The sequence below is a fragment of the Chitinophaga dinghuensis genome (assembly GCF_003259435.1).
Taxonomy (GTDB): domain Bacteria; phylum Bacteroidota; class Bacteroidia; order Chitinophagales; family Chitinophagaceae; genus Chitinophaga; species Chitinophaga dinghuensis.
This window is the reverse complement of the sequence record NZ_QLMA01000003.1, coordinates 425,937-449,754: the sequence shown is the minus strand read 5'-3', so window position 1 is coordinate 449,754 and position 23,818 is coordinate 425,937. Positions and strand designations below refer to the sequence as shown.

Genomic DNA, 23,818 nt, shown 5'->3' with positions numbered 1-23,818 from the left:
TTTCCAAACACATTAAATATATTTGCATTAACTTAATTATAGTCCAATGACGAATCAGATCAATTGGGAATTTCCGCAGGCACTGGAGGATGAAGCTATTTATATTCTTCGTGAAACAGCCGCCCAGTTCGAGAAGCCTGTGTTGCTTTTCTCAGGTGGAAAGGACTCTATCACACTTGTCAGACTTGCCCAAAAAGCTTTTTTTCCGGGAAAAATTCCATTTCCGTTACTCCATGTAGATACCGGTCATAACTTCCCTGAAACCATTCAGTTCCGCGACTGGCTCGTGGAATCGCTGGGACTGGATCTTATTGTGCGTTCCGTACAGGATAGCATCAATCAAGGTAAAGTACAGGAAGAAACCGGCAAATATGCCAGCAGAAATGCCCTGCAAACAGTGACCCTGCTGGATGCCATCGAAGAAGGTAAATTTGATGCCTGCATCGGCGGCGCCAGACGCGATGAAGAGAAAGCCCGCGCCAAAGAAAGAATATTCTCCGTGAGAGATGAATTCGGACAATGGAATGCAAAAATGCAACGTCCTGAACTCTTCGATATCCTCAACGGTAAAATTAATATCGGCGAAAACGTACGCGTATTCCCCATTTCCAACTGGACAGAATTAGATGTATGGAATTATATCCGCCGTGAAAAGCTGGAAATTCCTTCTATTTATTTTGCACATGAAAGAGAAATCATTGAGCGCGACGGACTCTATTGGCCTTATTCTTCCTATCTCAACACCACTGCAGACGAAGTGCCATTCCGCCAAACCGTACGTTTCCGTACCGTAGGCGATATGACCTGTACCGCTGCCGTACTTTCTGAAGCAGATAAACTGGAAGATATCATCGCAGAGATTATGGAAGCCAAAATCTCTGAACGCGGCGCGCGTATTGATGATAAACGCTCCGAAGCTGCTATGGAAAAACGCAAACAGGCAGGATATTTCTAATCCGCAGCTGATAATACCGCAAGGCAAAATAACAATACTCCGTCCACCCGGCACGGAATCATCCGGTAGTAATTTTAGTACTGCCCAAAATACAATGATAATGGAAGTATTACGTATAGCCACTTCCGGCAGTGTTGACGATGGTAAAAGCACACTCATAGGCCGCTTACTCTACGATACCAATTCCATCCCCCAGGATAAAATGGAGGCGCTCCACGCCGCCAGTAAACGCAAAGGGCTGGATTTCACGGATCTCTCTTTGCTGACAGACGGACTGGTAGCAGAAAGAGAGCAGGGCATCACCATAGATGTTGCACATATCTACTTTTCCACTCCTACCCGTAAATATATTATTGCCGATACGCCCGGCCATATTGAATATACCCGTAACATGGTCACCGGCGCTTCCAATGCGCAGGTATCCCTGATTTTGATCGATGCCCGCAAAGGCATTGTGGAACAGACTTACAGGCATTTCTTTATTGCCAGTCTGCTACGTATACCCTACCTCGTGGTATGCGTCAACAAAATGGACCTGGTAGAATATAACCAGGCACGCTTTAACCAGATTGTAGAGGAGTTCCAGCAATTGCTGGCCAACACTTCTTACCAGGCACAGGATGTCGTATTCATTCCGGTATCTTCTCTCTATGGCGAAAATGTGGCTACTACCAATGGCGCTATCAGCTGGTACCAGGGTCCTACCCTGCTGGATTATCTGGAGCAGGTCAGCTTTGATCATGCAGATAGTCAGCATCCTGCCCGCTTCCCTATTCAGAGTGTTATTCGTCCGAGAACAACGGAGTATCACGATTTCAGAGGATTTGCAGGGAAAGTGGCCAGTGGTCATTTTAGTGTAGGCGAGGAGGTGATTAGTCTGCCTTCCGGTCAGAAAAGCAAAATCAAAACGATTGAACAGTTTGAAAAGCAGCTACAGACGGCCCAGGCGAGAGAAAGTGTTGTGATTACGCTGGAAGATGAGATTGACAGCAGCAGAGGAAATATGCTGGTTAAACCAGATGATCAGCCACAGCAGTTGAAAGAGATTAAAGCGCATATCTGCTGGATGGACCAACAACCATTGACGGTTGGTAAGACTTACCTGGTGCAACATGGCGTTAACCGGGTGAAAGCCAAAGTACAGCAGCTCCACTACGTAACAGATGTGACCAGTCACCAGCCAGTAGAAGGTAAAGCCTCGCTCGGATTGAATGATATCGGCAGCATTACCTTAAGAACCGCGTCTCCCATACTGGCAGATACTTACGCCAGCAATCCTGCCAATGGCGCATTCATCCTGATAGATGAATTCAATAACACCACTGTAGGCGTTGGATTTATAGAATAGATCAGAAGATATATACAACAGAAAAGCCGGCTCACGATGTAAAGGCCGGCTTTCTGCATTTTAAGAATAGTTATTATTCAAGGATATGGTTTAGATGTTCTCCAGCATATCTTTGGTCATCTTCGCCAGATCATATTCATGTTTCCAACCCCAGTCTTGTCTGGCGAGATTATCGTCCATGCTGTTTGGCCAGCCATCAGCAATCTGCTGGCGGTAATCCGGCTCATAACTAATAGTGAATTCAGGAATATGTTTCTTGATTTCTGCAGCAATCTCTTTTGGAGAGAAGCTCATGGCAGAAAGGTTATATGCTGATCTGATGGAAATCTTAGAGGCGTCAGCTTCCATCAGTTCGATGGTGGCGCGGATCGCATCTGGCATGTACATCATGGGCAGATAAGTATTTTCAGAGAGGAAGCTGGTATACTTCTGATTCTCTTTTGCTTCATGGAAGATTTCCACTGCATAATCTGTAGTACCACCACCTGGAGCTGATTTATAGCTGATCAGGCCTGGGTAACGCAGACTTCTCACATCCACGCCATAGCGGTGGTTGTAATATTCGCACCATCTTTCACCGGCAAATTTGCTGATACCGTAGATAGTAGTAGGTTCAATGATAGTATGCTGCGGCGTTTCCTGCATAGGAGAGTTCGGGCCGAATACAGCGATTGAGCTAGGCCAGTATACTTTATCCAGGTGTTCTTCTTTCGCGATATCCAGTACGTTGAGCAGGGATTGCATATTGATATGCCATGCCAGCAATGGATTTTTCTCACCGGTAGCAGACAGGATTGCCGCCAGCAGATAGATCTGGGTAATATTGTGACGGATCACCAGTACGTGCAGCATTTCCTTATTCATCACATCCAGCGACACATATGGGCCAGTGCCCTTCAGCAGGTCATGTTCTTCACGGAGGTCGGAGGCCAGTACGTTGGCTTCACCATACATTTTCCTGAGCGCCAGCGTCAGCTCTACGCCAATTTGTCCACAGGCGCCAATTACCAGGATCTTATCTTTCTTCATAACAACTTTATATTGAAGCAATATTTTGAAAACGGACGTAATATTAACGGGTTCCCCGCTATTTCCGAGCAGTCCCATACCGGCCATGACAATGTAATAACAATAGCCCAGACCTTTTGTGAGTGGAATAGTTGCTGGATTACAATATTATGACATTCAGGGAATTCTGTGGTTGTGGAAGGGGGTTATAACTGAGATATAAAAGTTACCTTTGCAACCTGATTCAACAGAAAAAAATTCAAGATGAAGCATTTAAAATCATTGTTCCAGGAACAGTATAACCCGGAGAACTTCTTCCTGATTGCAGGTCCCTGCGTGATTGAAGAAGAAGAGTTATTGATGACCGTTGCCGAGAAAGTTAGCGGCATCTGTAAGCGCCTGGAAATCCCTTATATTTTCAAAGCGTCCTATCGTAAAGCCAATCGTACCAGCGCTCATTCTTTCACTGGCATTGGAGATGTAGAAGGACTGGAGCTGTTACAGAAAATAGGTAAGACATTTAACGTACCCGTAACTTCAGATATTCACTCTGCTGCGGAAGCTGCGATGGCGGCTGCTTATGTGGATGTATTGCAGATACCTGCTTTTCTTTGTCGTCAGACAGACATTCTGTTAGCTGCAGCAGAAACGGGGAAGGTAGTGAATGTGAAAAAAGGTCAGTTTCTCAGTGGCGAGTCTATGAAATTTGCAGTAGAGAAAATCAAAGGAGCTGGCAATAACAATATTATGTTGACAGAGCGTGGTACTACCTTTGGGTATCAGGATCTGGTGGTAGACTACCGTAATATTCCAGTGATGCGTGAATTTGGTCATCCGGTGATTATGGACTGTACGCATTCGCTGCAGCAGCCGAATCAGCCTGGTGGCGTAACCGGAGGTAATCCGAAAATGATCAGCACTATTGCTAAAGCGGCGATTGCAACCGGGGCAGATGGCTTGTTCATTGAAACGCATCCTAATCCTGCATGCGCGAAATCTGATGGCGCAAACATGCTGCAGCTAGATCATTTGGAAGAACTGCTGGAAAAACTGGTGGAGATCCGTAAGGTGGTAAAATAGTTGATTCTTTTCGTGGCGAACATCTTGACGATTTACGGCGTTTTACGTATATTCATATAACACTTAAATCGTTTACTGTATGATAAACTTACACCATTTGAAATCCGGTGATACAGTGATTACCAATTTTGGAGGAGTAGAAAAACCTGGTAAAATTATTCAGGTGGATCATATTGAAAAGAAAGTGCTGGTGGCCACTGAAAACGAAAACGAATTCTGGTATGATTTGGATAATCTTCAACCCGTCCATCTGACGCCAGAAACCTTACTCAAATTACAGTTTCATGTAGATGATGCGCAGTCGGGTCCAGGAAAGGGTACGCTTTATGTAAGAGGGCCATTTTCTGTACGTTGGTTCCCGGATGGACATGAGCCTTTGCTGGTGTTACATTACAGGGATGAGTTCAGAGAGCTGAAGCATCATATCACGCTAAATGAATTAGAAAACCATTATCATGGTATGACTAATTTTCATTTGGATTAATGCATAAGTTATAAAGAAAAGCGCATCTGCAAAATCAATGCAGATGCGCTTTTTCTATTATAACAGCTGTTACTTACAGTTATTTTCTATATTAAAATGGCATCTGCCGGTGGTACCATTGATCATTTTATAGTCCATATACACAGTGTCTAGTCTGGTACCCCATTTATCATAGACATAGGAATATTCCAGATCAGTGTACAGCTTATCGTAATCTCTAGGGCGGAGTTGGGAGATAGTGATATGTTTGATATTATTCTTTACCTCATCGCCAAATGGCAAGAAGAGGGCGAATTGTTTGGGAACATATCCCAGCCAGCGTGCAGCCGGAGAATAGGCCTTATCTGTATAAGTGTAGGTCATTTTCTCTCCACCTAAAATCATTTCTGAAATATTCCCATTTTGATCGTAGGTATAAACGGTGGAATCACGTTGGGTACTGGTTTGTCCATATCCATAAGGGACTTCTCTAAGCAGGCGTCCTTGATTGTCATAAACGAAGCTGACAGAATCCATGCCCAGGGGTTCTCCGTTGGCCATAAAAGTGGATACCAGCGCATACTTTGGTTTTTGGGTATTCTTATCCAGTATGTAAATCCGGGACTCAATAACGTTGTTGTTACTCGCCAAAGTCTTCATGGTGACAGTATTATCGCCGTAGGTGACATTCACGGGAAGGCCCCAGTCTGACTGTATTATCCTTCCTTTCTCATCATATTTGAATTTCACGGGGCCAAAAGTCATGTATTGGTCCGGGTTGAAAATCCCTGTGACACTGGCTAACATGCAACTTTTAGGCGGTGTTACAATTGGATCAACAGGTGGCTTCGGATCCTCTTTCTTGCTACTACAGGAAGACAGGGAGATGGCAGCTCCGAGGAACGCCAGGGTTAATAAATTTTTCATAGAATTTCTGAGCACTTAGATAAGCGCCAAATATAATATGAAAGCTATCAAATACAAATTTTAAAGGTAACGCACGGGATTACGGCGCGCATTCAGGATATAATTTTTCATATTAACCCAAAAGGCGAGGATCATATAAACAATGACGGGTGATCCCATGGTTAGGAAAGTGGCATAAATGAAAAAAAGGCGAATTCGGGAGGTAGCAACACCAAGTTTATCACCGATAGTACTGCAGACACCGAAGGCCTTCCATTCCACGAAGTCTTTAATTCGGTTCATGCTTCAAATTTATCATATTTCACCTATAAAAACAAGCCTTGCCGCGGCAATATGGCGTACTTATTTCTCCCTGATAATCAGATTATTGTCATACACTGCGGTGAAACTGCCTGGCTGAACGATGTTCAATTATTTAATATAATAATTAACATTAACATTGTGAGGTTTCATCTTCATGGTATTTAATTCGAAAACTTGTTGATTAATGTTTAATTTTGCAAGCAATTTTTAACCGCTCTTAAATATTTTTCTATCATGGTGTTTGATATTGACATGATTAAAGGAGTGTATGCGGCATTGCCGGGTAAGGTGGAAGCGACCCGGAAGATGTTAGGTCGTCCGCTCACTCTGGCCGAAAAGATTTTATACGCACACCTTTTTGCACCAACCGCTACTCCTTATGAAAGAGGCAAATCTTATGTTGAATTTGCACCTGACCGTGTAGCTATGCAGGATGCAACTGCCCAGATGGCGTTGCTCCAGTTCATGACCTGTGGTCGTGACAAAGTTGCGGTTCCTTCTACTGTACACTGTGATCACCTCATACAAGCTGAAAACGGCGCTGCAAAAGATCTCGCAGCTGCTAACAATACCAACAAAGAAGTTTACGACTTCCTGTCTTCTATCTCCGATAAATACGGCATTGGTTTCTGGAAACCAGGCGCTGGTATCATTCACCAGGTAGTGCTGGAAAACTATGCATTCCCTGGCGGTATGATGATTGGTACTGACTCTCACACTCCAAATGCCGGTGGTCTGGGTATGATCGCTATCGGTGTGGGTGGTGCTGACGCCGTAGACGTTATGGCTGGTCTGCCTTGGGAGCTTAAAATGCCTAAACTGATCGGTGTTAAACTGACCGGTAAAATGAGTGGCTGGACTTCTGCAAAAGATATCATTCTGAAAGTGGCAGGTATCCTCACTGTAAAAGGTGGTACTGGCTGCATCGTTGAATACTTTGGCGAAGGTGCTGACAGCTTCAGCGCTACAGGTAAAGCAACTATCTGTAACATGGGTGCTGAAATCGGCGCTACCTGCTCTCTGTTTGGTTATGACGAGAAAATGGGCGACTATCTGAAACTCACCAGCAGAGCAGATGTAGCTGCAGCTGCTGATGCAGTGAAAGAACACCTGCGTCCGGATGCTGAAGTTTACGCTGATCCTGCGAAATACTATGATCAGGTAATTGAAATCAACCTGGATGAACTGGAACCATATGTAAATGGTCCTTTCACTCCGGATCTGGCTTGGCCTATCTCCAAATTCGCTCAGGCAGTTAAAGAAAACAACTGGCCAGAGAAACTGGAAGTAGCCCTGATCGGTTCCTGCACCAACTCTTCTTACGAAGATATCTCCCGTTCTGCGTCTCTCGCTCAACAAGCTATTGACAAAGGTCTGGGTATGAAATCCGAATATACTATCACTCCTGGCTCTGAGCTGGTTCGTTACACTATCGAAAGAGATGGTTTACTGAACACTTTCGCTCAGGTAGGTGGTGTTGTACTGGCTAACGCTTGCGGACCTTGTATTGGTCAATGGGCTCGTCACATCGATGATCCTAACCGTAAGAACTCCATCATCACTTCTTTCAACCGTAACTTCGCGAAAAGAAACGACGGTCTGGCTTCTACCCACGCTTTCGTTGCTTCTCCAGAAATCGTTACTGCACTGGCCATCGCTGGTAGCCTGACTTTCAACCCACTCACCGACACGCTGAAAAACAAAAACGGCGAAGATGTGAAACTGGATGAACCTAAAGGTTTTGAACTGCCTGTTAAAGGCTTCGCAGTAGAAGATGCCGGTTACCAAGCTCCTGCCGCTGACGGTAGCAATGTACAGGTAATCGTATCTCCAGAATCTCAGCGTCTGCAGCTGCTGGCTCCATTCGCTGCCTGGGAAGGTACTGATCTGAAAGGTCTGAAACTCCTGATCAAAGCAAAAGGTAAATGTACTACTGACCACATCTCTATGGCAGGTCCATGGTTGAAATTCCGCGGTCACCTGGATAACATTTCCAACAACATGCTGATCGGTGCTGTAAACGCATTCAACGACAAAACTGATACCGTTAAAAACGAACTGACTGGTGAATACGGTGCAGTTCCAGCTACCATGCGCGCTTACAAAGCTGCTGGTCTGGGTGCAGTAGTTGTAGGTGATGAAAACTATGGTGAAGGCTCCAGCCGCGAACACGCTGCAATGGAACCACGTCACCTCGGCGTTCGTGCTATCCTGGTGAAATCTTTCGCCCGTATCCACGAAACTAACCTGAAAAAACAAGGTATGCTGGCACTGACTTTTGCTAACAAAGAAGACTACGATAAAGTACAGGAAGATGACAACATCGATATCCTGGGTCTGACTAGCTTCGTTCCTGGCAGCCAGCTGACTGTTGTACTGAATCACAAAGATGGTAGCAAAGATGAATTTGCTGTAAACCATACTTACAACGAACAACAAATCCAATGGTTTAAAGCTGGTGGCGCTCTGAACGTAATCCGTGCAGAGTTCGCAAAAAAAGCTTAATCGCCATTTGAAATGGACATAAATGAAAAACGGACAGCAATTGCTGTCCGTTTTTTTATTTTTTAGAGAGACACAACTCCTAGAATTTCACCCATACTATGTAAGCTTCTTTCTTACGTCCCTTACGCTCAATCATTAAAGTAGCAAATGACTTTTCATCCGCACTGTGCGTATTCATATCAATCCTGCTGAAACGGGCAATATCCTTATTTCCAGGATCGCCAAAGAGATAACTGCGTTGTATTTTCTCTCCATCATACCAAGCCAATACAGTATTAGCATCGCTTACGCCTCTCATTTTCTTCCGGCCTCTGTAATTTTCATCCTCCCGCTCAATGTTTTCTGAGAAGTCATTGTAAATAGCATATGCCTTATCATTGACATACATGTAATCAAATGAGAAGAAGTTATTGTTGTTGGCGCCTCCTTTAAAAGCTCCCCGATTATAATTCCAACCAGTTTCCGCTCTACGGTAAAGGTAATATGGACTCAGCCAGCCATTTGTAAACTGCGATTTTGCAATAGCATAACTTCCCGGCATCTCCTTTCCATCCGCACTTACCCTTACTACGCCAATATCTCCCAGTCGGGTGCTGGTATGCGTTGAAGAAGAAAAACTACCAGAGGCAGACATGTACGAAGACGTACTAACCTTGGCTTCCAATTCCTCAAACATGATCGTCGCAGTTCCATCTTCATGCAACCTAAAATCCTGGATAACCCCTGTATATGGATTCTTATACTTCAGATTCTTCTGTGCATAGGACGACAACTCAGGATGTTTTACAAAGGCATCCGGGCTTATCTTCAGCGAGGCAGGATCAATCGTATTCATCTTCAATACCATGTTCCCGTCTGCACTATACATGGTATGCTCCAGACCAATGCTCTTCGCATTTACCCCGGAAAGCATGTATAACTGCTTATTGACAGCATTATACTTTAACCCCACAATTGGGCTTTCTATACTTCTCGCAGAACTCATATACTCCCCTGCGATATCTTTGCTACCCTTGGATAAACGGGAAACAAAAACTTTAGAATCCTTACCTCCTGATTTCGCCGTGTTATAGCCAAATGTGGTCAGAAATACATACTCATCTCCGTGAACATACATTTCCAACAGGTTCAGATATTTGTACTTATTCTTAGGAGAGGCATAATTTCCTTCATTAATCACCTTATGCTCTGGGGAATAATGTGTAATTTTTATCCGGGCATTGCTTTCATGTGCAAAAGTATTGATGGTAGCAACAGCGTAGTAGTCTGATTCCGGATCTTTCTTAACATCGAAGGAAGGAAGTCCTACTCCACCATAAACCACCGCATAACCAGCTGTAATCGGCAATTTCTCTATCTCGCCCACTACTTTCTCCTCAATCAGCTTACCTGACTTACCATCAAATGTAAACCGGTATAATAACGGAGATCTATGCTCATAACGCACTAAAAACAATAGTGCCTGGCCGTTGATTTCAAATAAACCCTTGAAGTCAGAAGTACCCAGCTGCTTCGTTTTGAAGGACTCCACATGGTTGTTGACTATGGGCGACATTTTATGCTTTGTATCAAATACCGCCACCTCAATGCCTTTCTTTTTAGAAAAATGGAAGAACAGGGTATTTCCATTTTTCATTTGTAATAACTTACATGCTCCAGCTGAAGGTTCTTTAAAGCTAACACTACGACTTACTTCCGGGGTCTGGCCTTGTGCCATAGTAATTCCTGCCGTAAACATCAGGTTCAAGGCAGCAATCGACAGAATTTTCTTAATCATGACAGAATAGTGAAATATTTTATTTACGCAATCTATATATTTTTAAAAAACATCATTATATATATAATAGACTCGATAATTATATTTCACTAGTGCAGTATCGTGAATAAGAAGACGGTCCCAATTTCATAAATTATATACTCAGAACTTCACCCAGGCAATATGTGCCTCTTTCTGATTGCCTTTTCGTACAATCATCAACGTTACAAATGATTGATCTCCCGGGCCACGGGTGATCATATCTATTTTGCTGTAACGGGCAACTTGCTCTTCCGGTTCCCCAAAAAGATAGCGCTGTTGCACGCTGTTCCCATCAAACCAAGCCACAACTGTATTGGAATTACTAAAAGACAACATCGCCCTTTTCTTTCTGTGATCTTCTGTTCTTTTATTGACATTCACCGGAAAGTCATTATAGATAGTATAGGATTTGTCGGCCGCCTCCAAATAGTCATAGGAGCAGTAGCTATCATTGTATATTCCTGTAAGTTGTACTTCTGTGTAGTAGTTCCAGCCTATTTCCGGCCTTCTGTAAATCAGATATGGCCGCAGGTAATGATCTGTATACTGCGATTTCGCGATCGCATAACTACCGGGCAACTCTTTTCCGGCCGCATTCACCCGAAAGATACCTATGTTCCCCAACTGGGTACTGCCTGCATTGGTCAGTCCGGGAGATATCACCATAGAGGAAGAAGTATCTATAGTACCATACATTTCTTCCTGTAATATGGTAACAGTTCCATCCTGATGCGGTCTGAAATCCTGTATAATTCCTTTGTAAGGCTGCTTATTCTTCAGATTCGATTTGACATATGCTGTTAATCCCGGATGGGTAATATATGCTTCAGGGCTCAACTCCATTGTTGCCGGGTTAATGGTATGCATCTTCAGCAACATATCATCATCAGCAGTATGCATGACCGATTCCTGCCAGGAAGTTTTGGCCCCAACGGCAGATAACATATAAATCAGTTGATTCGCCGGATTATATTTTACCACGATTAAAGGTTCTGCCCGCAGCGGTCCAAACTCTATATATTGTTCTTTGATTTTTTCGTTCCCATTGGATAAACGCGTTACAAAAACCTTGGCGTTTTTGCGTGATAAGGCTATATTAAAACCAACTGTTGTCAGGAAGACATAATCCGCTCCATGCACATACATATCTTGCAGCACCAAATATTTATACTGTTCCGCTGGGGAAGTATAACTCAATTGATTAACGACCTGGTGTGCAGGAGAATAATGCGTTACCTTGATCTCCCGGTTGGCATAGCCTGTTTGCAGGTTCAGTGTGGCCACAGCATAGTATCCTGAAGCCGGGTCTTTCTTAACATAAAAATCTGGGATACCTTTAATTCCCATGATCATAGGAGACCTGGCGACATCATCCACCACTGTTTCCGTTTCCAGTTTACCGGTATTACCATTGAAAACGAAACGGTATAAAGTGGAACTCTTTCGCTGATAACGGACCAGGAACAACACCGCCTGTCCATTCATTTCAAACAATCCCCTGAAATAGACGCGGCTCAATTGCTTTTCATTAAAGAAGGATATTTGATTATTCTCCTCGGATGCTACCTGGTGATGGATATCATAAACAGTGGCTTTTATGCCTTTTTTAGGGGAAAATTGGAAAAACAAGGTATTTCCGTTTTCCATTGGCAAGAGTTTACATATCCATTCGCCAGGATCTGCAAACCCGGCGCTGAGGGATACTTCCGGCTTTTGTGCCAGTACGGTTCCCATAGATAAAAGGATACTCAAAGTCGCGGTTAACAATCGCTTTATCATGATGATGCTTTTTTATCCAATAGTTAGCATAAATATCAAATCCTCCTGCACTATCCCTGATAGAATAAACCCTACATTTGTCCATATGCATTCGTCTATTACTACTTATCTCTGGACAGATTTATGTGAGAAGTACACGTCAGATCAGGCGCTTATATCACAAACCTTTGCTGATCTTAGTACACATTATGCGGAAAGCGGCCGTTATTATCATACGATGACGCATATACGCAACATGCTGAATAGTGCAGTCTCCCATGAAGCGTTGATCCGGGATAAAGATGCTTTCCTCTTTGCTATTTTCTTCCATGATGTCATTTACGATGCTACAGCGAAGGATAACGAGGAGAAAAGTGCCGAAAAAGCCCTGTTTTTCCTGGAAAAGATAGAATTTTGGGAAGAAGAGCGGAAACAGGTACAGGACCTGATCCTTGCTACCAAAACCCACCCGGCAACAAACAGTAACACAGATACGAACCTTTTGCTGGATCTGGACCTGGAGATATTGGGTGCGGAGCCGGCAGTATATCAGGAATATGCAGCCAATATCCGCAGGGAGTATGCGATGTTTCCGGATGAACTATATTTTCCTGGCCGGAAAAAAGTGCTGTATCATTTCCTGGATATGCCTTTTATTTACCGTACAGAAATTTTCAGGAATGAGCGCGAACAACGTGCCAGAATTAATATTGAAAACGAAATTGCAACTTTATAATATGAAACGAATAGCGGTTTATTGTGGTTCAAGCATGGGAAATGATAATATTTTCCGGGAACAGGCGATGCTTTTGGGCGCTACCCTTGCCCAAAAAGGCATTGGTCTTGTGTATGGTGGCGCAAGAGTGGGACTGATGGGAGCCGTAGCAGATGGCGCCCTCTCTGAAGGCGGCGAGGTGATTGGCGTACTCCCCCACTTCCTTCAACAAAAGGAGCTGGCACATGTGGGGCTGTCAGAGCTGATTCTCACAGATACCATGCATGAGCGCAAAGCAAAAATGAATGAACTATGCGATGGCGTCATTGCTTTGCCTGGCGGCTTTGGCACGATGGAGGAATTATATGAAATGCTCACCTGGGGACAACTGGGATTGCATAATAAACCTGTTGGCCTGTTGAATACAAATGGCTTTTATGATGCGTTGATTGCGCTGAGTGTGAATATGTCGGCCAACGGATTTCTCTCGGATGCTAACCGGGAAATGCTGCTGCACAGTGCAGATATCCATTTGCTGCTGGAGCAAATGGAGCAGTATAAACCGCTGGAAGGGCCTAAGTGGATACCTTCCGTGAAGGAAAGCTAAGCTTGCGATTCACTGGAAAGCGCCTTACAATACTTAACCTTAAATTGCCTGCGCCAAAGGTCTGAAAGGCATTTGGCAAAGGCATCTCGCTTCGGTTGGAAGTTCCTACATAATGGATGCCGGCGAAGAAATTGGCCGAATTATAACCTAAAGCGGCACGCACCGTACTGTTGATCTGCCAGCCGAAACTCCTGGAAATACTGCCATCTTCGAGGAATAGTTTGGTGCGGTTTACCCCCAATCCTCCTGTTACAGATAAGGATAAAAACCAATGGTGTTTATATACAAAAGTATAAGCATAACCGGCATTGGCCGTAGTACTGATGATGCTGGATTTATGATAGTGAAAATCGTGTAGAAACGCGGTATCCTCCAGGTAATAAGGTACCAGTGAGGAATCTCCTTTTACCTGTACATGGAAGATATCTCCACCTACCAGGAAGGAGCCTGCGCTGCGCTTTTGATATTCATTCTGCAGGTTAGGTGCACGGTAAGAGAATTTCTTATCATTGAAAATATACTGCGCATTCAGTCCCACTGCTGTATTGCGTATATCCGGCCGTTGTGGATATGGGTTTTGTGTTACATATTCTTTTCCAAACACTTTGTCCGGGTTCGCAATATAAAAGCCTTTATACGTTTGCCCGTAGAAGTCCACTACAATCTTCCGAAGATATATATGGGTTTGCAGGTCGAGGTATTTCGTCTGCCCATACTTTTCATTATGTCTGTTAACGAAGGGGAAATTGAATCCCAGGTTAAGGCCCAGAAATTTGTAATTCGCACCAAAGCCAATATTCATGGGCGAATTGGGACGATATAGAATATCTTTTTTCAGCTTAACATCCACAATATCATAGCGATTATATTTCCGGGAGGAGTAAAGTCGGGCTGTGAGCTCATTCGTATAGTCTTCCACGTAAGCGCTGTCTGTTTCTGTTTTGAGGAATCTCCAGAACGCATTTTGTCCGGCCGCAGGGATTAAAGCGGCACAGATAAGACAAGCTAACAGGAATAATCGTTTAGTCATATGCGTCATTCTATTGCGGGGCGCGGCAAGATACTAATTCCCCTTCCAAAACCCTCAAAAAATAGCCAAATGATGGCTTTTTGTCGTTATTTAGGCAATTCTATTACTTCCAGTTGTTGAATACGTCCTACTTCCAGTTGAAAGCGGAGTAGTGTTTTTACTTTATGCCAGCCTTGCTGACCACAGGCCCCCGGATTCATGTGGAGTAATCCCAGGCTGGGGTCGGGCATTACTTTCAGGATATGCGAATGGCCGCAGATGAATAATTTGGATTGATGGGCGATCAGTTCCGCCTTCACGCCTGGGGCATATTTGCCAGGGTATCCACCAATATGTGTGATCATCACCTGTACTCCTTCCAGGTTAAAATGCAGGGTTTCCGGATATCTGATACGGATATCCTTCCCATCGATGTTTCCCCAAACGGCGCGAAAAGGTTTAAATGCCTCCAGTTGGTCGGCTATCTTACTATCGCCAATATCTCCGGCATGCCATATTTCATCGACACCTTCAAAATATTGAAATACCTGCGGATGCAGGTAGCTATGGGTGTCCGACATCAAGCCTATTTTTTTCAATGATTTTTCTCTATTTTGGGCAGCCAGACTCCAGATTGATACATAATGGAACAACTTGACATCTCCCCGAAAACTGCCCGATTATTAATTAGCTGCCCTGATAAACCAGGTATTGTAGCTGGTGTTTCACAATTTTTGTTCCAATCCGGTGCAAATATACTGGATGCCAGTCAACACAGCACCGATCCTGCGGAAGGTTTATTTTTTATGCGTATGGAATTGGAAATCCAGGAGCAGCCAGGGTTTCAACAGGCATTCCAGGAGCGGGTGGCTACGCCGCTGCAAATGGAATGGCAATTCAGTTATTCTCATCATCGGAAACGCATGGCCATCCTGGTTTCTGCGTATGACCACTGCATGCTGGATCTGCTCTGGCGCTGGCGCAGCGGGGAATTACAAGTGGATATTCCACTGGTGATTTCCAATCATAACAGCCTGGAAAATGATTGTAAGCAGCTGGGCATTCCTTTTTATTATCTGCCAGTTACCGCTGCTACTAAAGAGGAACAGGAAGCGGCAATCGTTCAATTATTGCGGGAACACCAGGTAGATTTTATGGTACTGGCCAGGTATATGCAGATTTTGTCTCCCCAATTTGTCAGTTTATATCCACACCGCATCATTAATATTCATCATTCATTTCTCCCGGCTTTTGCGGGCGCAAGGCCTTATCAACATGCCTATAACAGAGGTGTGAAGTTGATTGGCGCCACTGCCCATTATGTCACAGACGAGTTAGATGAAGGACCGATTATTGAACAGGATGTAGCCAGGGTTACGCATAAACATGCGGTGGCTGATCTGGTGATGCTGGGCAGGGATATAGAGAGACACGTGTTAACCCGTGCAGTAAAAGCCCACATAGACGACAGAGTAATGGTTATCGGCAATAAGACGATAGTCTTTTAAGCAAGTTATTTTTTATGGAGATACGCAGCGCTCAGGGCCAATTCCTCCTGCGCATTTTGTTTGAGCGTTTTCAATAGCAGCAGGGCTTTCACAGGCACCTGCAAGCTTTCTTTTTTAGCTTTACGAATGGTGTTTTGCGTAAACAGGTGCAATTCGTTGAGGTCGTGCCAGTTGCCGAGTAGTTCCCCGCCTCTTTTGGTGAAAGTCTGCATCTGCTTGTATTGCGGATCTGCCGGTAGTATTGGTTTAAGAATACTCAACTGATAATAAATGGCTTTCATTTGTTTTCTGACTTCATGCCAGGCTGCGTGTCCGGCACGCATTCCAGGACTGGCTATCTCCCTATACTGATCATTAATATATTCAAGCAGATCTGCCATCAGTCTTGTTTCCGGTACCTTTTCCAGCTTCTGGCGGAACAGGTTCGGCAGCTCCTTCAGGGTTCCTGGCTTTAACCGCTTACTGGCGGTAGTCAGTAGTTCTGCCGCTACCTCCTGACGTTCCTGTAAGATCATATGAGCATAGGCAAAGCGCCATTTTTCCCGTTTTTCAATAATGCCTAATGCACGTGCCTGTAATTGTGCATCCCTGGCAATACCGGCAATAGATTGCAATACCCGTAGTTTATTGAGATAACGGCCATGCTTAAACGAAAGATGCGGAATTTGATCTGTGAGTGCGAAAAAAGCGCGGAGTTTCTTGACGCCTACCCGCTGTTCGTGGACTGCTGCGGGGTTCCGGGGATGAATCAATAGTTTATCATGCGCCGCAGTGAGGGCGGTGCATTCTGTTTGGAGGTAGTCAAATAAAGTTGCCTTTATCATGGATGGGGGTTTCTTGCGCCTTCGGCGCGGTTTTTTTGCTCGCAAAGCAACAGGGCAGCAAAGCAGCAAAGAGATTAATGCGGAGATCAGCCTATCATTTGTTCTCGCAAAGGCGCAAAGGAATTAAAGGATTGTGCTTTGTTATATGATTGTGTTTTGTTTTAGAAGCTCGCAAAGTACAGAACTACTATCTCACTATACTTTTTAGATTAGAAAATTATAAGGAGAAGTACCCATGAGAGCCTTTGCGGGCTTAAATAAACAACAAAACATAATCCTTTAATTCCTTTGCGCCTTTGCGTGAAACGAACAAAACGCAATCTTTGCTGCTTTGCTGCTTTGTTGCTTTGCGAGCAAAGAAATTAATCTTCGCCACAGTAAGACATCACGATTTCGAAAACTAGTGCCGCAGCGAGTTTCGCGGTTCTATTATCGAAATCCAGCGCTGGATTCAGTTCTGCGATATCTGTACCTTTTACTTTGCCACTGGCCAGGATAGCACGGAAGCTTTCCAGGAAAAGGCCGTTTGGCACAATACCATTATACGCGGTAGCGCTGACGCCTGGCGCATATGGTGCTGCAAATACGTCCAGACAGGTAGTCAGATATACATAATCCACCTGGCTGAGGAAATGCTGGATGGCAGCAAAGAGGGTATCCTTATCATTCAAATGAAACGCGTCTGCCCCTACATATGTTGCACCTGACTCACCGGCAATATTGAAAAGCTGACGGGTATTTCCCAGCTTTTGAATACCTAAGGCCAGGTAATGAAAAGGTTCTCCGGCCAGTTTGGCTTCCTGTGCCAGTTGGAAAAAGCTGGTCCCAGAGCTTGGGCCTTCCGCACCAGGCACCCGGTTATCGAAATGTGCATCGAAATTGATATATCCTACTTTCGCCAGTTTATGCTTACTGTATTCGCGGATACCGCGGGCATGGCCATATGCAATTTCATGACCGCCGCCTAATAACACAGGTAGATAGCCTGCAATCAATATGGACTTCACCACTTCGCTCAGTACCTCCTGTGCATTTTCCATGCGGCCATCCAGACAAGCTACATCACCTGCATCTACTAACACAGCGCCTTCTGTAATATGTACCGGCAGATTGCCCAATACCGCACGAATGGCGGCAGGACCATCTTTGGCCCCTACTCTGCCCTTATTTCTCCTTACGCCTTCATCACAGGCGAAGCCTAACAAGGCAACACCTTTCTGACCAGGGTTAAGTTTAGGCAAAGAGGCTTTCAACAGATCCACCGGCTGTACTACCTGATGCCAGCGCAACAGATCCGGCGAAGCGCCATCTGTACGACCTGCCCAGGTACCGGCAGCTGTTGGATGATAGAATTCATTTGTTATCATAAGTTCGTAACTATTTCACCTTTCTTCCACACACAGGAAGGCTTGAGTTTTCCCTGGAAATAAAGGATATCCCGGTAATCCGCAGTTGGATATGCCTGCATATCCGCCACAAAGCCTGGCGACAGTTTTCCTACATCTGTCAGTTGCAATGCCGGCGCAGCTCTGAAAGTCAGTGCAGCAAATACTTCCGCAGAGGAAAGCTTTTCCGCAGCACTCATAACCGCTGCCTGCATCAGCAGATCGCCCATAGGCGCAGAGCCCGGATTCCAGTCGCTCGCAATGGCCACGCATGCTCCTTCATTCAGCAATTTCCGTGCTGGTGCATAATGCATGCCTAATCCCAGCGAAGCGCCCGGTAATACCACCGCTACCGTATCTGATTGAGCCAGTAGCTGTATTTCCTTATCTGTGCTTGCTTCCAGGTGATCGGCAGAGAGTGCATTTACCGCCACTGCCACTTCTGCGCCGCCTGCGGTAAACTGATCCGCATGAACGGTGGCTGCAAATCCCAATGCTGCTGCCTTTTGCAGGTAACTGGTAGCTGCTGCGGATGAAAAGGCGGTTTCTTCAATGAAGATATCCACACGGTTAGTCAGCGATTCCTGTTTTAAAACCGGTAGCAGTTCATTTAAAACCACCTCCAGGTATTCCGCTTCAGTGCCTTCAAAATCGCGTGGTTTCATATGTGCCGCCAGACAAGTAGGGATCAGTGTTGCTTTAGTATGCAACCCTGCCTGCTGGATAGCGCGCAGCATCTTCACTTCACTCTCAAAATTGAGGCCGTATCCACTCTTCACCTCTATGGTAGTAACACCTTCCTGAAGGTGACGGTTCGCACGGGCAACCGTATTTTCCGCCAGTGTAACGGTATCGGCTACACGCGTTTTTGTGACAGAGTCCCAGATACCACCACCTGCACGGGCAATTTCAAGATAGGACTTACCGGCGATACGCATAGCGTAATCCCGGCTGCGACTGCCATCAAAGCAAATATGCGTATGACAGTCTATGAATCCTGGCATGAGTACCATTGGCGTATCGATCCAATGTAGTTCATGTCCGGCGTATTCTTGCTGGAGCGACTTAAAGTCGCCCACAGCAAGAATTTTATCATTTTCCACAACAATACCTCCATTGGGGATCACTGGCAGTTGTTCATCCTGCAGCGCTCCTTTCAGCGGAAGTCCGCTCATGGGAAGTATCTGTGTAAAAGGACCTATTAACATCGGTAGTAAATTTAGATATTGATACCAAATTTCTCAGCCCATTCCTGTGCTTTATCATATCCGGCATCTGCATGGCGGAAGATACCCATTGCAGGGTCGTTGAAGAGCACACGGCGCAGACATTCTGCTGCGCGTTCTGTACCATCGGCCAGCACGACCATACCGGCATGCTGGGAATAGCCCATACCTACGCCGCCGCCATGGTGGAAAGATACCCATGTAGCACCGCCGCCTGTGTTGGACATCAGGTTGAGGAGAGTCCAATCGCTCACTGCATCGGAACCATCTTTCATGGATTCTGTTTCTCTGTTTGGAGAAGCTACGGAACCACAATCCAGGTGATCGCGGCCGATAACGATAGGCGCTTTCACTTTACCTGTTTTCACCAGGTCATTGAAAATGAGGCCGGCTTTTTCGCGTTCGCCGAGGCCCAGCCAGCAGATGCGGGCAGGTAATCCCTGGAAGGCTACTTTTTCCTGTGCCTGTTTGAGCCAGTTGATGAGGTGTGTATTTTCAGGGAAAGCCTCCATGAGGGCTTTGTCTGTAGTATAGATATCCTCAGGATCGCCGGAGAGGGCTACCCAGCGGAAAGGTCCTTTTCCTTCGCAGAAAAGTGGACGGATATACGCAGGCGTGAATCCAGGGAAATTGAATGCATTTGGTTCTCCGCCTTCTTTTGCGAATTCGCGGAGGTTATTACCGTAATCGAAGGTAACAGCGCCTTTCTGCTGCATTTCCAGCATGAAGCCTACGTGACGGGCCATGCTTTTCAGCGACAGTTGTTTGTAATGCGCAGGATCTTTCTTACGCAGATCAATAGCGGCTTCCAGGGACATGCCATTAGGAATATAACCGTTGATTGGATCGTGCGCGGAAGTTTGGTCTGTCAGGATATCCGGGATGATACCATCTTTCAGAAGTCTTTCCAGCATGTCGCCGGCATCGCTTACCAAACCGATAGAGAGGGCTTCGCCTTTTTCCATGGCTTCTTTCGCCCATTGCACCGCCTCTTCATAAGAGTGGGTCATGCGATCGATATAGCGGGTATCAATACGTTTCTGGATACGGGTAGGATCGATATCAGCGCCGAGGAAAACAGCGCCTGCCATGGTGGCTGCCAGTGGCTGAGCGCCACCCATACCGCCGATACCCGCAGTTACCAGGAGTTTACCTTTCAGGCTGCCGCCAAAATGCTGACGACCGCATTCCATAAAGGTTTCGTAGGTACCCTGAAGAATACCCTGGGTACCGATATAAATCCAGCTGCCGGCTGTCATTTGTCCGTACATCATCAGGCCTTTGGCACGCAATTCATTGAAGTGCTCCCAGGTAGCCCATTTAGGTACAAGGTTGCTGTTGGCCAGCATAACGCGTGGCGCTTGCGGATGGGTACGAACGATACCTACAGGTTTACCTGATTGCACCAGCAGGGAGTGATTCTCATCCAGTTCCAGGAGGATTTTAATAATTTTTTCCAGCGCTTCGCGATTGCGGGCAGCCTGACCAATACCACCATATACCACCAATTCTTCGGGGTTTTCGGCTACTTCATGATCAAGGTTATTCAGCAGCATACGCAGGGGCGCTTCTGTTTGCCATGATTTAGCGTGCAGCGTGGCGCCATGCGGCGCTTTATAATGCGGGTGAGCCGCGTAGGATTTAATAAAGTCCAAACTGTTCATGATAAATACCGTTTAAAGATAATTGATGGCTGGTAGCTGCCTCGTTGGCAACGCTTACCAGGGATTGATTGGTGATGATATTGTGTAATGCTTCGATATCGTGGGCAAAGATGCGGTCCTTGTCAGCGAAGGTTACATGCTGACGGGTGAATGCATGTACTGCTTCCAGAACAGGTCCTGATTTCAGCGGACGGCGGAAATCGATCGCCTGTGCGGCATACAGCAGTTCAATCGCGAGGATATATTCCAGGTTTGAAATAACCTGATTCAGTTTACGGCCACTGATAGAACCCATGGATACGTGATCTTCCTGACCGAGAGAAGTAGGTACGCTATCCGCGCTGGCTGGGAAGCAAAGCGTTTTATTCTCTGTTACCAGAGCAGCGGTAGTATATTGTGGAATCATGAAACCGGAGTTCAGTCCTGCGTCCTGGATCAACAGTTTAGGCAAGCCGAATCGGCCTTCAATCATCATATAACAACGACGATCAGAGATATTACCCAGTTCTGCAGCCGCCACAGTAGCGTAATCCAGCGGCAATGCCATAGGCTGACCGTGGAAGTTACCGCCGCTGATGGTATCCTCTGCGCTGAAGATAATCGGGTTATCTGTTACCGAATTCAGTTCGATGGTAGTCAGGTGATGGAGATGCTGCCATGCAGTGCGGGAAGCGCCATGTACCTGGGGCATACAGCGGAGGGAGTATGGGTCTTGTACCCGGCCGCAGTCAACATGCGAATACATGATTTCGCTGCCGTCCAGCATGGTTTTCAGTCGGTGTGCTACCAGTTGATTACCAGCGAAAGGTCTGATAGTGTGGAGACGCGGGTCAAAGGGTTTGGACGTGCCCATAAGGCCTTCCAATGAGAGGGCTCCGATGATATCGGCAGCATCCAAAGCGTTGTGGAGGCGGGCTACCGCTTTCACTGCAAAGGAGAGGATAAACTGTGTACCGTTGATAAGGGCGAGGCCTTCTTTAGGGCCGAGTGCTACTGGTTGCAGTCCTTCCTGTTGTAATACAGCCTGCATATCTGTTTTCTGGCCTTTGTACCATACTTTTCCTAATCCGATGAGTGGGAGGAAGAGATGGGAAAGTGGGGCCAGATCTCCGGAAGCGCCTACAGAGCCTTTTTCAGGCACCAGTGGCGTTACCTGGTGATCGATGTGCCAGATGATGCGTTCCAGTGTAGCAAGAGCCGCGCCGGAATAGCCTTGAGCCAGTGCATGCACTTTGGTGATGAGCATGATGCGGGCTACTTCTTCCGGAATGCTTTCTCCTACGCCAACGCTATGGCTTTGCAGGATATTATATTGAAGGGCACGGGTATCTTCCTCAGAGATTTTGGTATCGCAGAGCGGGCCAAAACCAGTGTTGATGCCGTATACAGTAGTATGTTGGGATACGATGGTTTGTACATATCCGGCGCTGGCCTGGATACGGGCAATGGCTTCCGGAGAGAGGACGCCTTTGGTTTTTCCGCTGGCGATGTCCAGGACTGTTCCCACCGTTAAGGTATCGATACCGTAATTGAAAACGTTGGTCATTGTAAGGTTGTTAATGGTGATGTATTGCTTTGGTGTATGATTAAATTTCTCGTCTTACTCTTTCAGAAAGTGGCACTTGCTGCACGGATTGTTCCATTTCGGTAATGGCTTCCAGTATTTTGCGGCTATGTTTATTTTCTTCTGCCACGCCTTCCATGGCTTTGGTGATGGCTGCCCAGATGGGTTGTACTCTTTTTAGGAGCTCTTCTCCTTCCGGGGTGAAGGCCACGAGTTGGCGGCGACGGTCGTCATTGCAGGAATCGGTACGTACCAGTCCTCGTTTACGGAGATTGGTCACCATCTGACTGACGGCGCTGTGAGATATTTCCAGTTTATCAGCGATGTCTATCATGGGCATGGGTTGGCCTTCCGAGAGGATATAGAATACCGGAAACCAGCTGGCATCGAAGGGAATGCCTTCCTGCTCATAGACTTTATTCACTTCCATGAGGAAGTATTCGCTGAGGCGGCGCAGACGTGTGCCGAAAACGAGATGACCTAAGGATGCGTAGAATGACATGTCGGTAAATTATATAAGCACTTATACAATATTACAAAATAATAACGAATCTGCATAATTATAGATTACCGGAAAAACCTGGTGGGAAATATCCGGTAATCTGGTAGCAAAGATTCGTAATTACTTACTTTTTCTTCTTTTTCTCTTTATCCTTCTCTTTGGCTTTTTTAGCTTTTTTCTCGCCGGTAGCCGCTTTCTCTTCATCGGATTTCACGTCGAACCAGAGTGGAGATTTGCTGTTAGGGGCGCCGTTGTAGTTGATGAACAGTTCTTCCCCTTTTTTGATAGCGCGACGGGTAATAATGCTCATGGTTTCCTCTTCAAAATCCATTTCATACTTACAGTTAGGTGTGTAATCATGGTTATAGATGGAGCAGAAACCTAATGAAATGCAGGATTCGGATTCGTCGTCGCCCCAGAGGAAAATATAGTTATGCAGGAAAGTTTTATCGGCCAGGACGGTATCTTCGTGGTTGAGTACCAGTACTGGGGATGTTTCTATCCTTGTTCCTGCAGGAATGTCTTCATTTGTAAAAACTCCACGGCCTTTGCCTTTGGATTTTTGCACGTATAAGTATGGCTTAATCATAGCACTAATTCATATAAAAGAAGGCGTAAAGTAAAGTTAAAGCAGGAAGTTATCAAAATCATCCTGAAAAATTTTAGGTT

22 protein-coding genes are annotated in these 23,818 nt (G+C 45.6%); 8 read left to right on the top strand and 14 right to left on the bottom strand.

Annotated features, from left to right (window positions below; translation table 11 throughout):
• Positions 1-46: 46 nt before the first annotated feature.
• Both cysD and CLV59_RS10905 read left to right on the top strand, forming a co-directional pair.
• Positions 47-955 carry a sulfate adenylyltransferase subunit CysD gene (cysD, locus tag CLV59_RS10910; protein ID WP_111592060.1) on the top strand — a complete coding sequence of 303 codons (909 nt, stop codon included), beginning with the start codon at positions 47-49 and terminating at the stop codon, positions 953-955.
• Between the two features lie 100 nt (positions 956-1,055).
• Entirely contained in the window at positions 1,056-2,303 is a 1,248-nt protein-coding gene (locus CLV59_RS10905) for a sulfate adenylyltransferase subunit 1 (RefSeq protein WP_111592336.1), read from the top strand.
• A 90-nt stretch (positions 2,304-2,393) separates the two neighbouring features.
• Here the strand turns inward: CLV59_RS10905 and CLV59_RS10900 are convergent, their stop codons facing one another.
• Positions 2,394-3,332 (bottom strand): NAD-dependent epimerase/dehydratase family protein, encoded by a 939-nt coding sequence (locus CLV59_RS10900; RefSeq protein WP_111592335.1) that lies wholly within the window; start codon positions 3,330-3,332, stop codon positions 2,394-2,396.
• A gap of 243 nt (positions 3,333-3,575) precedes the next feature.
• Here CLV59_RS10900 and kdsA point away from each other — a divergent pair, with 243 nt between their 5' ends.
• Entirely contained in the window at positions 3,576-4,391 is an 816-nt protein-coding gene (gene kdsA, locus CLV59_RS10895; protein WP_111592059.1) for a 3-deoxy-8-phosphooctulonate synthase, read from the top strand.
• Positions 4,392-4,470: 79 nt separating this feature from the next.
• Positions 4,471-4,875, top strand: coding sequence for a hypothetical protein (locus CLV59_RS10890; RefSeq protein ID WP_111592058.1), 405 nt, complete (start codon positions 4,471-4,473; stop codon positions 4,873-4,875).
• 69 nt (positions 4,876-4,944) lie between these two features.
• On the opposite strand, the gene CLV59_RS10885 is transcribed toward CLV59_RS10890, so the two are convergent.
• On the bottom strand, positions 4,945-5,781 hold the full coding sequence (locus tag CLV59_RS10885) for a hypothetical protein (RefSeq protein WP_111592057.1): 837 nt from the start codon (positions 5,779-5,781) through the stop codon (positions 4,945-4,947).
• A gap of 60 nt (positions 5,782-5,841) precedes the next feature.
• Complete coding sequence (locus CLV59_RS10880) at positions 5,842-6,063, bottom strand: PspC domain-containing protein (protein ID WP_111592056.1); 222 nt, start codon at positions 6,061-6,063, stop codon at positions 5,842-5,844.
• 255 nt (positions 6,064-6,318) lie between these two features.
• Between CLV59_RS10880 and CLV59_RS10875 the strand changes: the two genes are divergently transcribed.
• A complete protein-coding gene (locus CLV59_RS10875; protein WP_111592055.1) occupies positions 6,319-8,589 on the top strand; it encodes an aconitate hydratase in 2,271 nt (756 codons plus the stop codon).
• A 79-nt stretch (positions 8,590-8,668) separates the two neighbouring features.
• Here the strand turns inward: CLV59_RS10875 and CLV59_RS10870 are convergent, their stop codons facing one another.
• Together CLV59_RS10870 and CLV59_RS10865 are read right to left on the bottom strand one after the other, a co-directional pair.
• The gene (locus CLV59_RS10870) at positions 8,669-10,366 is read right to left on the bottom strand and encodes a hypothetical protein (protein ID WP_111592054.1); all 1,698 of its coding nucleotides are present in this window, start codon (positions 10,364-10,366) and stop codon (positions 8,669-8,671) included.
• A gap of 141 nt (positions 10,367-10,507) precedes the next feature.
• Positions 10,508-12,166 (bottom strand): hypothetical protein, encoded by a 1,659-nt coding sequence (locus CLV59_RS10865; protein WP_146616163.1) that lies wholly within the window; start codon positions 12,164-12,166, stop codon positions 10,508-10,510.
• A gap of 85 nt (positions 12,167-12,251) precedes the next feature.
• On the opposite strand from CLV59_RS10865, the gene CLV59_RS10860 reads away from it, so the two are divergent.
• Both CLV59_RS10860 and CLV59_RS10855 read left to right on the top strand, forming a co-directional pair.
• Positions 12,252-12,881 carry an HD domain-containing protein gene (locus CLV59_RS10860; protein WP_146616162.1) on the top strand — a complete coding sequence of 210 codons (630 nt, stop codon included), beginning with the start codon at positions 12,252-12,254 and terminating at the stop codon, positions 12,879-12,881.
• 1 nt (position 12,882) lies between these two features.
• Positions 12,883-13,467: an LOG family protein gene (locus CLV59_RS10855; RefSeq protein ID WP_111592051.1), complete on the top strand. Its 585-nt coding sequence runs from the start codon at positions 12,883-12,885 to the stop codon at positions 13,465-13,467.
• Here the strand turns inward: CLV59_RS10855 and CLV59_RS10850 are convergent.
• Together CLV59_RS10850 and CLV59_RS10845 are read right to left on the bottom strand one after the other, a co-directional pair.
• A complete protein-coding gene (locus CLV59_RS10850) occupies positions 13,436-14,497 on the bottom strand; it encodes a DUF4421 domain-containing protein (RefSeq protein WP_170137707.1) in 1,062 nt (353 codons plus the stop codon). The two genes, CLV59_RS10855 and CLV59_RS10850, sit on opposite strands and share 32 nt — an antisense overlap.
• 86 nt (positions 14,498-14,583) lie before the next feature.
• A complete protein-coding gene (locus CLV59_RS10845) occupies positions 14,584-15,057 on the bottom strand; it encodes a metallophosphoesterase family protein (protein WP_262511899.1) in 474 nt (157 codons plus the stop codon).
• Positions 15,058-15,120: 63 nt separating this feature from the next.
• Between CLV59_RS10845 and purU the strand changes: the two genes are divergently transcribed.
• A complete protein-coding gene (gene purU, locus CLV59_RS10840) occupies positions 15,121-15,984 on the top strand; it encodes a formyltetrahydrofolate deformylase (protein WP_111592049.1) in 864 nt (287 codons plus the stop codon).
• Between the two features lie 5 nt (positions 15,985-15,989).
• Here purU and CLV59_RS10835 read toward each other — a convergent pair whose 3' ends face one another.
• From CLV59_RS10835 to CLV59_RS10805, 7 genes are all read right to left on the bottom strand, one after another.
• Complete coding sequence (locus CLV59_RS10835) at positions 15,990-16,808, bottom strand: CHAD domain-containing protein (RefSeq protein WP_111592048.1); 819 nt, start codon at positions 16,806-16,808, stop codon at positions 15,990-15,992.
• Positions 16,809-17,170: 362 nt separating this feature from the next.
• Entirely contained in the window at positions 17,171-18,175 is a 1,005-nt protein-coding gene (gene hutG, locus CLV59_RS10830; protein ID WP_111592047.1) for a formimidoylglutamase, read from the bottom strand.
• Positions 18,172-19,401 (bottom strand): imidazolonepropionase, encoded by a 1,230-nt coding sequence (gene hutI / locus CLV59_RS10825; RefSeq protein WP_111592046.1) that lies wholly within the window; start codon positions 19,399-19,401, stop codon positions 18,172-18,174. Before hutI ends, hutG begins: the two co-directional genes overlap by 4 nt.
• An 11-nt stretch (positions 19,402-19,412) precedes the next feature.
• Positions 19,413-21,083 (bottom strand): urocanate hydratase, encoded by a 1,671-nt coding sequence (hutU, locus tag CLV59_RS10820; protein WP_111592045.1) that lies wholly within the window; start codon positions 21,081-21,083, stop codon positions 19,413-19,415.
• The gene (gene hutH / locus CLV59_RS10815) at positions 21,061-22,629 is read right to left on the bottom strand and encodes a histidine ammonia-lyase (RefSeq protein ID WP_111592044.1); all 1,569 of its coding nucleotides are present in this window, start codon (positions 22,627-22,629) and stop codon (positions 21,061-21,063) included. Before hutH ends, hutU begins: the two co-directional genes overlap by 23 nt.
• A 40-nt stretch (positions 22,630-22,669) precedes the next feature.
• Entirely contained in the window at positions 22,670-23,149 is a 480-nt protein-coding gene (locus CLV59_RS10810; RefSeq protein WP_111592043.1) for a MarR family winged helix-turn-helix transcriptional regulator, read from the bottom strand.
• A 124-nt stretch (positions 23,150-23,273) separates the two neighbouring features.
• Complete coding sequence (locus CLV59_RS10805; RefSeq protein ID WP_245950850.1) at positions 23,274-23,717, bottom strand: SET domain-containing protein-lysine N-methyltransferase; 444 nt, start codon at positions 23,715-23,717, stop codon at positions 23,274-23,276.
• Positions 23,718-23,818: the final 101 nt, after the last annotated feature.

Excerpts from the sequence above, each read along its gene's own strand:
- cysD (WP_111592060.1), top strand. The coding sequence starts at position 47 with ATGACGAATCAGATCAATTGGGAATTTCCGCAGGCACTGGAGGATGAA.
- CLV59_RS10905 (WP_111592336.1), top strand. The coding sequence starts at position 1,056 with ATGGAAGTATTACGTATAGCCACTTCCGGCAGTGTTGACGATGGTAAA.
- CLV59_RS10900 (WP_111592335.1), bottom strand. The coding sequence starts at position 3,332 with ATGAAGAAAGATAAGATCCTGGTAATTGGCGCCTGTGGACAAATTGGC.
- kdsA (WP_111592059.1), top strand. The coding sequence starts at position 3,576 with ATGAAGCATTTAAAATCATTGTTCCAGGAACAGTATAACCCGGAGAAC.
- CLV59_RS10890 (WP_111592058.1), top strand. The coding sequence starts at position 4,471 with ATGATAAACTTACACCATTTGAAATCCGGTGATACAGTGATTACCAAT.
- CLV59_RS10885 (WP_111592057.1), bottom strand. The coding sequence starts at position 5,781 with ATGAAAAATTTATTAACCCTGGCGTTCCTCGGAGCTGCCATCTCCCTG.
- CLV59_RS10880 (WP_111592056.1), bottom strand. The coding sequence starts at position 6,063 with ATGAACCGAATTAAAGACTTCGTGGAATGGAAGGCCTTCGGTGTCTGC.
- CLV59_RS10875 (WP_111592055.1), top strand. The coding sequence starts at position 6,319 with ATGGTGTTTGATATTGACATGATTAAAGGAGTGTATGCGGCATTGCCG.
- CLV59_RS10870 (WP_111592054.1), bottom strand. The coding sequence starts at position 10,366 with ATGATTAAGAAAATTCTGTCGATTGCTGCCTTGAACCTGATGTTTACG.
- CLV59_RS10865 (WP_146616163.1), bottom strand. The coding sequence starts at position 12,166 with ATGATAAAGCGATTGTTAACCGCGACTTTGAGTATCCTTTTATCTATG.
- CLV59_RS10860 (WP_146616162.1), top strand. The coding sequence starts at position 12,252 with ATGCATTCGTCTATTACTACTTATCTCTGGACAGATTTATGTGAGAAG.
- CLV59_RS10855 (WP_111592051.1), top strand. The coding sequence starts at position 12,883 with ATGAAACGAATAGCGGTTTATTGTGGTTCAAGCATGGGAAATGATAAT.
- CLV59_RS10850 (WP_170137707.1), bottom strand. The coding sequence starts at position 14,497 with ATGACTAAACGATTATTCCTGTTAGCTTGTCTTATCTGTGCCGCTTTA.
- CLV59_RS10845 (WP_262511899.1), bottom strand. The coding sequence starts at position 15,057 with ATGTCGGACACCCATAGCTACCTGCATCCGCAGGTATTTCAATATTTT.
- purU (WP_111592049.1), top strand. The coding sequence starts at position 15,121 with ATGGAACAACTTGACATCTCCCCGAAAACTGCCCGATTATTAATTAGC.
- CLV59_RS10835 (WP_111592048.1), bottom strand. The coding sequence starts at position 16,808 with ATGATAAAGGCAACTTTATTTGACTACCTCCAAACAGAATGCACCGCC.
- hutG (WP_111592047.1), bottom strand. The coding sequence starts at position 18,175 with ATGATAACAAATGAATTCTATCATCCAACAGCTGCCGGTACCTGGGCA.
- hutI (WP_111592046.1), bottom strand. The coding sequence starts at position 19,401 with ATGTTAATAGGTCCTTTTACACAGATACTTCCCATGAGCGGACTTCCG.
- hutU (WP_111592045.1), bottom strand. The coding sequence starts at position 21,083 with ATGAACAGTTTGGACTTTATTAAATCCTACGCGGCTCACCCGCATTAT.
- hutH (WP_111592044.1), bottom strand. The coding sequence starts at position 22,629 with ATGACCAACGTTTTCAATTACGGTATCGATACCTTAACGGTGGGAACA.
- CLV59_RS10810 (WP_111592043.1), bottom strand. The coding sequence starts at position 23,149 with ATGTCATTCTACGCATCCTTAGGTCATCTCGTTTTCGGCACACGTCTG.